We start from the raw sequence: 7,535 nt of genomic DNA on the forward strand, positions 1-7,535 counted from the left end.
GGCTACGACAAAAACTTTAATGCTTCGGGTGAACCCCGCACGCATTACCCCTGAAACGTCCTCTCAACTCGGACGCAAGCTCTTGTAGCGATAGATTTCAACCTGTCGCCACAAGAGCTTTTTATGGCAAAATATGAGCATAATATTAAGAAATATTACAATAAATAAATTATGAGAGCCGATCGCCCCCCTGAGAGCAAACCCAGTCCAGCCGCAACAAAGGGCCGCGTCACGGTAATTGGAGGCGGAATCGGCGGGCTCACAGCAGCCGCCCTGCTAGCCCGCAGAGGATACCAAGTGCTAGTCTTAGACCAGGCGATCGTCCCCGGAGGCTGCGCTTCCACCTTCAAACGCAAAGGGTTTACCTTCGATGTCGGCGCGACGCAGGTTGCAGGATTGGAACCCGGAGGGATTCACCACCGAATTTTCTCGGAATTAGATATCGAACTTCCCGCCGCCACGCCCTGCGATCCCGCTTGTGCGGTGTTTTTGCCGGGAGAAACTGCACCGATTAGCGTCTGGCGAGATCCGCAAAAGTGGCAGCAAGAAAGACAAAAACAATTCCCCGGAAGCGAACGTTTTTGGCAATTATTATCTACATTGTTCCAAGCTAGCTGGAATTTTCAAGGGCGCGATCCAGTTTTGCCGCCGAGAAATTTCTGGGATTTTTGGCAATTAATTCAAGCTGTGCGCCCCGATACTTTAATTACTTTGCCTTTCACTTTTATGACGGTGGGTGATGCTTTGCGCTTGTGCGGGTTGGGGGACAATTTGCGCTTGAAAACTTTTCTGGATTTACAGTTAAAATTGTATTCTCAAGTCGATACTGAAGAAACGGCGTTGCTGTACGCGGCGACGGCTTTAGGAGTTTCCCAAGAGCCGCAGGGATTGTATCATTTACAAGGAAGTATGCAGGTGTTGAGCGATCGACTCGTAAGCGCGATCGAGCTTTATGGTGGCAAAGTGCTGTTGCGGCATACTGTCGAAAGCATTGTCACCAGTAACGGGAAAGCCACCGGTACAGTGATTCGCAATCAAAAAACCGACGAAGTTTGGACAGAAACTGCCGATCGCATTGTTGCCAACGTCACCGCCCAAAATCTAGTAAAATTATTGTCAAGCGAGCCTATTTTAGAAACTTTAACAGATAATTCAGGCACAACAAATCAACTGCCAACTCAAATGGCAGGCTACAAATATCGAGTCGATAAACTGCCGCCCGCATCCGGCGCATTTGTGATATATTTGGGAGTGCATGAAAGTACAATTCCGGCAAATTGTCCGCCCCACCTTCAGTTTCTCTACGATTACGACGGCGAGATTGGGGAGAATAATTCATTATTTGTTTCAGTCAGCCATCCGGGTGATGGGCGAGCACCGAAGGGAATGGCGACAATTATCGCTTCGTCTTTTACTGATACTCGAATGTGGTGGAATTCCGCTGATTATGAAGGATTGAAGCAAAAATATACCGCAGGGGCGATCGGCCGTTTGAGCGAATATTTCGATTTGACACCCGAAAAAATTGTACACCAAGAATCAGCCACACCCCGCACCTTTGCCCGCTACACGGCGCGCGATAGAGGTGTTGTAGGCGGCATCGGCCAGCGAATACCAACCTTCGGCCCCTTCGGATTTGCCAACCGCACACCGATTAAAAACCTGTGGTTAGTCGGCGACTCCACCCATCCCGGAGAAGGAACCGCCGGTGTTTCCTATTCTGCTTTAACAGTAGTGCGACAAATGGAAGCCGCCTCTAAAATCTAAGAAAACACGGCCTTGCAGTTTCCCTAGCGCAAAAAATAATTAATCGCCCTGGTGAAAGAGGACACGGCAATGCCGTTTCCCTACGCAAAAAATAATTAATCGCGCGAGAGATGTAAATATCGCGCGATTAATTTTAGGGAATAGTTAACAGTTAACAGTCAACAGTCAACAGTTAACAGTTAACAGTTAACAATCATCCCGGTGTCACCGGAATTGATATCAACTACATTCTCTGACTACTTGATAGAAATCTTTGCGCCCACAGCTTCAAGCTGTTTCTTCATTTCTTCAGCAGCTTCCTTAGCAATAGCTTCCTTAACTGCTTTCGGTGCGGCTTCTACCAAGTCTTTCGCTTCCTTCAGACCCAAACCGGTAATTGCGCGGACTTCCTTCAGAATAGCGATTTTCTTGTCAGCAGGAACTTCTTCCAGCATGACAGTAAATTCAGTTTGCTCTTCTACTGCTTCAGCGGGGGCTGCTGCGCCGCCGCCCATCATCATCATGCCGCCTACAGGAGCAGCAGCGCTGACGCCGAAAGCTTCTTCAATTTGCTTGACCAATTCTGAAGCTTCGAGCAAAGTCAGAGTCTTCAATTTTTCCAAGATTTCGTCGGTTGCAGTAGACATTCGTTAAACTCCTAGTTCGATTGTAGATTTGGGATTTGGGATTTGGGATTGCTCCTCCATCATTAGTTTGTCGTCTCCAGTCTTCAGCCTGTGGATTAACACTAATGACTGATGACTAATGACTAATGACTAATGACTAAGCAGATACGCTTTCTGCTTCAGGTTGTGCTTCTGCTTCTGCTGGTGCTTCTGCTGCATCGCCGTCTTTTTCAGCATAAGCTTTGAGACCGCGCGCGATCGAAGTAGGAACTTGATTGATACCCACAGCCAACTTGGTTGCGACGCCGTTGATTGCGCCAGCAATTTGAGCCATGAGTTGTTCTTTCGACGGCAGATCGGCTAATGCTTTAATATCAGCTTCTTTCAGTACCCGTCCTTCCATCACGCCGCCGCGAAGTTCAGTCTTCTTGGAAGCTTTTTGGAATTCTTGGTAAGCTTTAATCGCGCCGCCAATATCTTCTTGCACGAACATAAACGCTGACGTACCTGTCAGCAATTCCTGCATCGGCTGCCATGTTTCATTGCCTTCAACAGCAATGTGCATTAGCGTGTTTTTTGCCACTTGGCAACTGCTGCCTTTCGGACGCAAGCGCCGCCGCAAATCTGTGATTTCAGCAACAGTTAAGCCTTTGTAGTCGATCGCGATTACCAATTGAGATTCGCTCAAGGTTTGCTTGAGGTCTGCAATAATCTCATTTTTTACTGCTAAACTTTTGCCCATACTTATTTCACCTCCTTTTAGGATCTCAAACTGCCAATCAAAAACCCCAACCTTATAGCCGGGGCAGAGAATTAAAAATTAAGAATTAGGAATTAAAAGATAGAACTTTTTAATTTATTTTCTTGAGTTTTTATTTCTTCAGCCTCGGCAGGAAATTAAGCGCTCGGCACCTGCGGTCTTGGGCTTATGGATTTTTGATTAGGCTACCATCAGAAGGCAGACATTAGCAAGGGTATAATGCAAATCTCGTGAGAGATTTATACAAACAACCGAAGCTGTCTTTTACTTCTGCCTTCTGCTTAATTCTTTCTAAGCAGCATCAAGTTTGGTATCGCGCAGGGCACTGATATCGACTTCTATCGATGGGCCCATTGTTGCGGATATGTACAAACTCCGCCAGTAGCGACCTTTCGCGCCCGAAGGACGGTTGCGGTCAACAGTTTCTTGCAAAGCATGAAGGTTGACCAGCAAATCTTCCGCTGAGAAAGCTGCCTTGCCAAACATAACATGAACGATGCCTGTGCGATCGGCACGAAATTCTAGTTTACCACCTTTAAACTCGTTGATGGCCTGAGCAATGTCAGTCGTCACCGTGCCACCTTTCGGAGAAGGCATCAAACCGCGCGGCCCCAACAATCGGCCCAATTTTGCCACCAACGGCATCACGTCAGGGGTAGCAATCAGACAATCGAAGTCCATCATGCCCTTCTGAATATCTTCGATCAACTCTTCGGAACCAGCAAGATCCGCGCCGGCATTCAGAGCTTCTTTAACTTTTTCGCCCTTAGCAATCACCGCAATTCTGACTACTTGACCAGTGCCTTTTGGCAGCGATACAGTTGTCCGCAACTGTTGGTCAGCATATTTCGGGTCAATTCCCAAACGGATGTGAGCTTCAGCAGCTTCGCCAAACTTAGCGGTTGCTGTTTCTTTCAAAAGTTGCAGAGCTTCCAGCGGTTCGTAGGGTCTATCTTCTACTTTCTTTTGAAGTTCTTGCAGTCTTCGCGATACTTTCTTTGCCATTGTTATCTCCTGGGGTCAGTCGATTTTGGATTTGAGATTTTAGATTTGCGATTGAACCATTTGGCTTATTTCAAATCTAAAACATTTGCGATTCCTAGCGAAGCTTTGCTTCTCCCCCTGAATCGACTTTAGGATTTGCGATTTGAGCTTGAAGATTTCAGCTTTAAAATCAGGAATTACTGCCAACTGTCAACTGTCAACTGACAACTGCCAACTGTCAACTGACTTCAATCCGCGATCGCCACGCCCATGTTTTTAGCTGTTCCCGCCACAATTTTCATTGCTGCTTCAACATCATTAGCATTGAGGTCAGGCATTTTGGTTTCAGCGATTTCTCGCAACTGAGCCTGTGTAATTGTCCCTACTTGCTTGCGGTTAGGTTCACCCGAACCCTTAGCAATGCCAGCAGCTTTTTGAATCAAAACCGAAGCCGGGGGGGTTTTGAGAATAAACGTAAAACTGCGGTCTTCAAAAACCGAAATTTCTACCGGAACCACAAGACCAGCTTGGTCTGCGGTTCTAGCATTGTACTCCTTGCAAAACATCATAATATTGACGCCGTGCTGACCCAAAGCTGGGCCGATCGGAGGAGCTGGGTTGGCTTTTCCCGCCGTAATCGCCAACTTAATTACTGCAACAACTTTCTTTGCCATTAGTTAGTTCTGTTTCTGAACCTGATTGAACTCCAATTCTACAGGCGTATCGCGCCCAAAAATCGAGAGTAAAACTTTGAGCTTGTTCCGTTCCGGGCTCACTTCAATCACGTCACCTTCAAAATCCTTAAACGGCCCGGAAAGTACCACAACGTGGTCTCCTGTCGCCATCGATACTTTGACAACTGGTTCTGATTCCTGAGCGTTTCTGAAGATCCGTTCTACTTCCGAATGACTCAGAGGTAGCGGTTTGACGTGACCTCTGCCGCGCCCGTAGCGGCGTTTCTGCTCTGCCCCGACAAAATTAATTACATTCGGGGTATTTTTGATCACCTGCCACGTATCTTCGTCCATAAACATACGGATGAGTACGTAGCCGGGGAAGATTTTTTCATCGGACTGCCGCCTGGAACCGTCTTTACCGACTTTGATCGCCGGAGTTTGCGGAATTTCTACTTGAACGATGCGATCGGCAACATCCAAGGTTTGAATCCGCTGATCCAAGTTAGCCTTCACCCGCTTTTCGCAGCCAGAGGCAACTTGAACAGCATACCAGCGAGCATCAATTTCCGGCACATCTGCCGATGAAGCTTGTCCCGTCGCTTCTGTGGAATAATCAGATTCTTCTGATGCAAAAGTCATGGCCCAAACACCTTTCCTGCGCCCCAGTTAAAGAAGTTATCCACCAAATAGATCAGGCTTGCTGAAAGGATTACCATCAAAAGCACGGCCAAAGACTCGCTAATTAGCTGCTGGCGGCTAGGCCACACCACTTTGTCGAGCTCTTCTCTAGTGTCTTTTAAAAAACCCACAGGATCAAACCCAGACGCCGCGATCTCTTGAGTTTCTTGAGCTTCGTCTTTTTTCGCCACGATCGAATCCCCCTTGCGATTTGAGATTTTAGATTTTAGATTGTGTGAGTGGCTCGCGGCTCTTTGATTTTTTGACACTAACCACTTACGCCCAAGTCCAAAATTTCAAATCCTTTCGCCTGCACTTTTTTACAAGCTAAATCCATCAACGGTATAAGTGCCGATCGCTCCTAAGGGCGATCGAGAGACCACACCGAGCATTTGTTGATGGCATTTTTTGCGAACCGCCCACAAAAATTAATTCTACCCGAAAACTTGCGGTTTTGGCTGTTTCCAGCCAATAATCCGGGCGCTTTCGGGCAGAATTTCAAGTTTGGTGATTCAGCGCGCCCTGGAGGACTTGAACCCCCGACATCAGGTTTTGGAGACCTGCGTTCTACCAACTGAACTAAGAGCGCACAGGTGAGGTTGCTGAAACTCGCTTAACCTCTAGATTTCTATTTTAACACAGTGCGCTCGGAAATGGGAAACTTTTTTTTGAAATTTTTCAATTTCCCATTTTCCATGAACAAAAGGAAAGCTTGGTGCATTCCTACAGAGAGCGATCGAACCGCTGTTTGACCCGAGTTGCCTTGCCCACGCGATCGCGCAGGTAGTAAAGTTTGGCTCTGCGGACTTTCCCGCGGCGCATGACTTGGATCGTAGCGATGCGGGGCGAGTGAATCATAAACACCCGTTCCACACCCACGCCCTGAAGCACGCGGCGCACGGTGATTGTTTCATTAATGCCGCCGTTTCGCATAGCAATCACAGTCCCTTCGTAGGGCTGAACCCGTTCTTTAGAACCCTCTTTAATTTTCACGCCGACGCGCACTGTGTCGCCCACGTAAATTTGGGGGAGTTGTTTATTTAGTTCTTGCTTGACTCTATTGATTTCTTCCGTTTCGATAGAACGGATTATTTCTGCGCCTTTCATGGGATTTACCAAAACTCACAATCCCTTATCATATATCGAACTGCCAGTTTTATGACAAAAAAATGCAATGTTAAATAGCTCAGAGCTCGTATTTCTGCAACTGGCGGCGCTGGCTGTACTGGCTTTGTACGTCGCCGCCAACTTGGGAGCAAACGATGTCGCTAACTCGATGGGGACATCCGTAGGCTCGAAAGCGCTAACGCTGCGGCAAGCAATAATTGTTGCAGGCATACTGGAGTTTTCCGGCGCAGTGCTGTTCGGGCAAGGAGTTTCCGAAACTCTGGCAACAGGAGTTGTCAATGTAGATGTGTTTTCTGCCCGGCCGCAGGTATTTTTAGTCGGGATGGTGTCAGTGCTGATAGCTTGCGGGTTGTGGCTGCAAATCGCTACGAGTCGAGGTTTGCCGGTTTCTTCATCTCATGCGGTGGTAGGTGCGATCGCGGGTTTTAGCTGTGTTGCAGCCGGAATTAATGCGGTTGATTGGCGAACCATCGGCACCATCTCCCTAACTTGGGTGGCGACACCTTTTGCCAGCGGTGCTTTAGCCGCACTATTTTACTGTGTGGTGAAGTATTCGATTCTCGATCGGCCAGATCCTCTATTTCAACTGCGCGAGTGGATACCTTGGCTGAGTGCAGGAATGCTGAGCGTATTTGGCATAATTGTACTGCCGTCTATTGTGGATGTCGCTTTGGTGCAGACAGGGGCGATCGCCGCCGCGCACGATCGATTTGGCTGGAATCTTCCAATTCACGATATTGTCATTGGCATCGGGGCAATAGCTGCGATCGGCCTGACACTCAATAGCTGGAACAAATTAGAATCAGTTGAGAAGGAAGAAGGTACGTCCGCTTCTTTTGTAACGGATGTAACGGATGTAACGGATGTAACGGATGCAAGGAATAAGAAAGAGGGAATATTTTCCCAATCTCCCACTCTCCCCCTCTCCCCCTCTCC

9 protein-coding genes, 1 tRNA gene and 1 other annotated feature are annotated in these 7,535 nt (G+C 47.7%); of the genes, 2 read left to right on the top strand and 8 right to left on the bottom strand.

Annotated elements, in window-relative coordinates; translation table 11 throughout:
• Positions 1–171 precede the first annotated feature (171 nt).
• On the top strand, positions 172–1,767 hold the full coding sequence (crtD, locus tag IQ263_RS20215; protein WP_194069681.1) for a C-3',4' desaturase CrtD: 1,596 nt from the start codon (positions 172–174) through the stop codon (positions 1,765–1,767).
• 236 nt (positions 1,768–2,003) lie between these two features.
• Here the strand turns inward: crtD and rplL are convergent, their stop codons facing one another.
• From rplL to rplS, 8 genes are all read right to left on the bottom strand, one after another.
• Entirely contained in the window at positions 2,004–2,393 is a 390-nt protein-coding gene (gene rplL / locus IQ263_RS20220; RefSeq protein WP_194069683.1) for a 50S ribosomal protein L7/L12, read from the bottom strand.
• 136 nt (positions 2,394–2,529) lie between these two features.
• Positions 2,530–3,114, bottom strand: coding sequence for a 50S ribosomal protein L10 (rplJ, locus tag IQ263_RS20225; RefSeq protein ID WP_194069685.1), 585 nt, complete (start codon positions 3,112–3,114; stop codon positions 2,530–2,532).
• A 29-nt stretch (positions 3,115–3,143) separates the two neighbouring features.
• Positions 3,144–3,315: a sequence feature (ribosomal protein L10 leader region), on the bottom strand.
• Between the two features lie 108 nt (positions 3,316–3,423).
• Entirely contained in the window at positions 3,424–4,137 is a 714-nt protein-coding gene (gene rplA, locus IQ263_RS20230) for a 50S ribosomal protein L1 (protein WP_194069687.1), read from the bottom strand.
• 227 nt (positions 4,138–4,364) lie between these two features.
• Positions 4,365–4,790 carry a 50S ribosomal protein L11 gene (gene rplK / locus IQ263_RS20235; RefSeq protein ID WP_006635588.1) on the bottom strand — a complete coding sequence of 142 codons (426 nt, stop codon included), beginning with the start codon at positions 4,788–4,790 and terminating at the stop codon, positions 4,365–4,367.
• A 3-nt stretch (positions 4,791–4,793) separates the two neighbouring features.
• Positions 4,794–5,432: a transcription termination/antitermination protein NusG gene (gene nusG, locus IQ263_RS20240; protein WP_194069689.1), complete on the bottom strand. Its 639-nt coding sequence runs from the start codon at positions 5,430–5,432 to the stop codon at positions 4,794–4,796.
• The gene (secE, locus tag IQ263_RS20245) at positions 5,429–5,662 is read right to left on the bottom strand and encodes a preprotein translocase subunit SecE (RefSeq protein ID WP_194012023.1); all 234 of its coding nucleotides are present in this window, start codon (positions 5,660–5,662) and stop codon (positions 5,429–5,431) included. The genes nusG and secE overlap by 4 nt, the downstream gene beginning before the upstream one ends.
• Before the next feature lie 325 nt (positions 5,663–5,987).
• Positions 5,988–6,060: transfer RNA gene (locus IQ263_RS20250), tRNA-Trp, on the bottom strand.
• A gap of 134 nt (positions 6,061–6,194) precedes the next feature.
• The gene (gene rplS, locus IQ263_RS20255) at positions 6,195–6,578 is read right to left on the bottom strand and encodes a 50S ribosomal protein L19 (RefSeq protein WP_194069690.1); all 384 of its coding nucleotides are present in this window, start codon (positions 6,576–6,578) and stop codon (positions 6,195–6,197) included.
• A 67-nt stretch (positions 6,579–6,645) separates the two neighbouring features.
• On the opposite strand from rplS, the gene IQ263_RS20260 reads away from it, so the two are divergent.
• Positions 6,646–7,535, top strand: an 890-nt coding sequence (locus tag IQ263_RS20260) for an inorganic phosphate transporter (RefSeq protein WP_228050216.1), incomplete at its 3' end; no start/stop codon positions are given.

This window comes from Tychonema sp. LEGE 06208, from assembly GCF_015207505.1.
Lineage (GTDB): Bacteria > Cyanobacteriota > Cyanobacteriia > Cyanobacteriales > Microcoleaceae > Microcoleus.

Coding starts and splice junctions, on each gene's coding strand:
- rplS (WP_194069690.1), bottom strand. CDS start 6,578: ATGAAAGGCGCAGAAATAATCCGTTCTATCGAAACGGAAGAAATCAAT.
- rplA (WP_194069687.1), bottom strand. CDS start 4,137: ATGGCAAAGAAAGTATCGCGAAGACTGCAAGAACTTCAAAAGAAAGTA.
- rplJ (WP_194069685.1), bottom strand. CDS start 3,114: ATGGGCAAAAGTTTAGCAGTAAAAAATGAGATTATTGCAGACCTCAAG.
- rplL (WP_194069683.1), bottom strand. CDS start 2,393: ATGTCTACTGCAACCGACGAAATCTTGGAAAAATTGAAGACTCTGACT.
- rplK (WP_006635588.1), bottom strand. CDS start 4,790: ATGGCAAAGAAAGTTGTTGCAGTAATTAAGTTGGCGATTACGGCGGGA.
- nusG (WP_194069689.1), bottom strand. CDS start 5,432: ATGACTTTTGCATCAGAAGAATCTGATTATTCCACAGAAGCGACGGGA.
- crtD (WP_194069681.1), top strand. CDS start 172: ATGAGAGCCGATCGCCCCCCTGAGAGCAAACCCAGTCCAGCCGCAACA.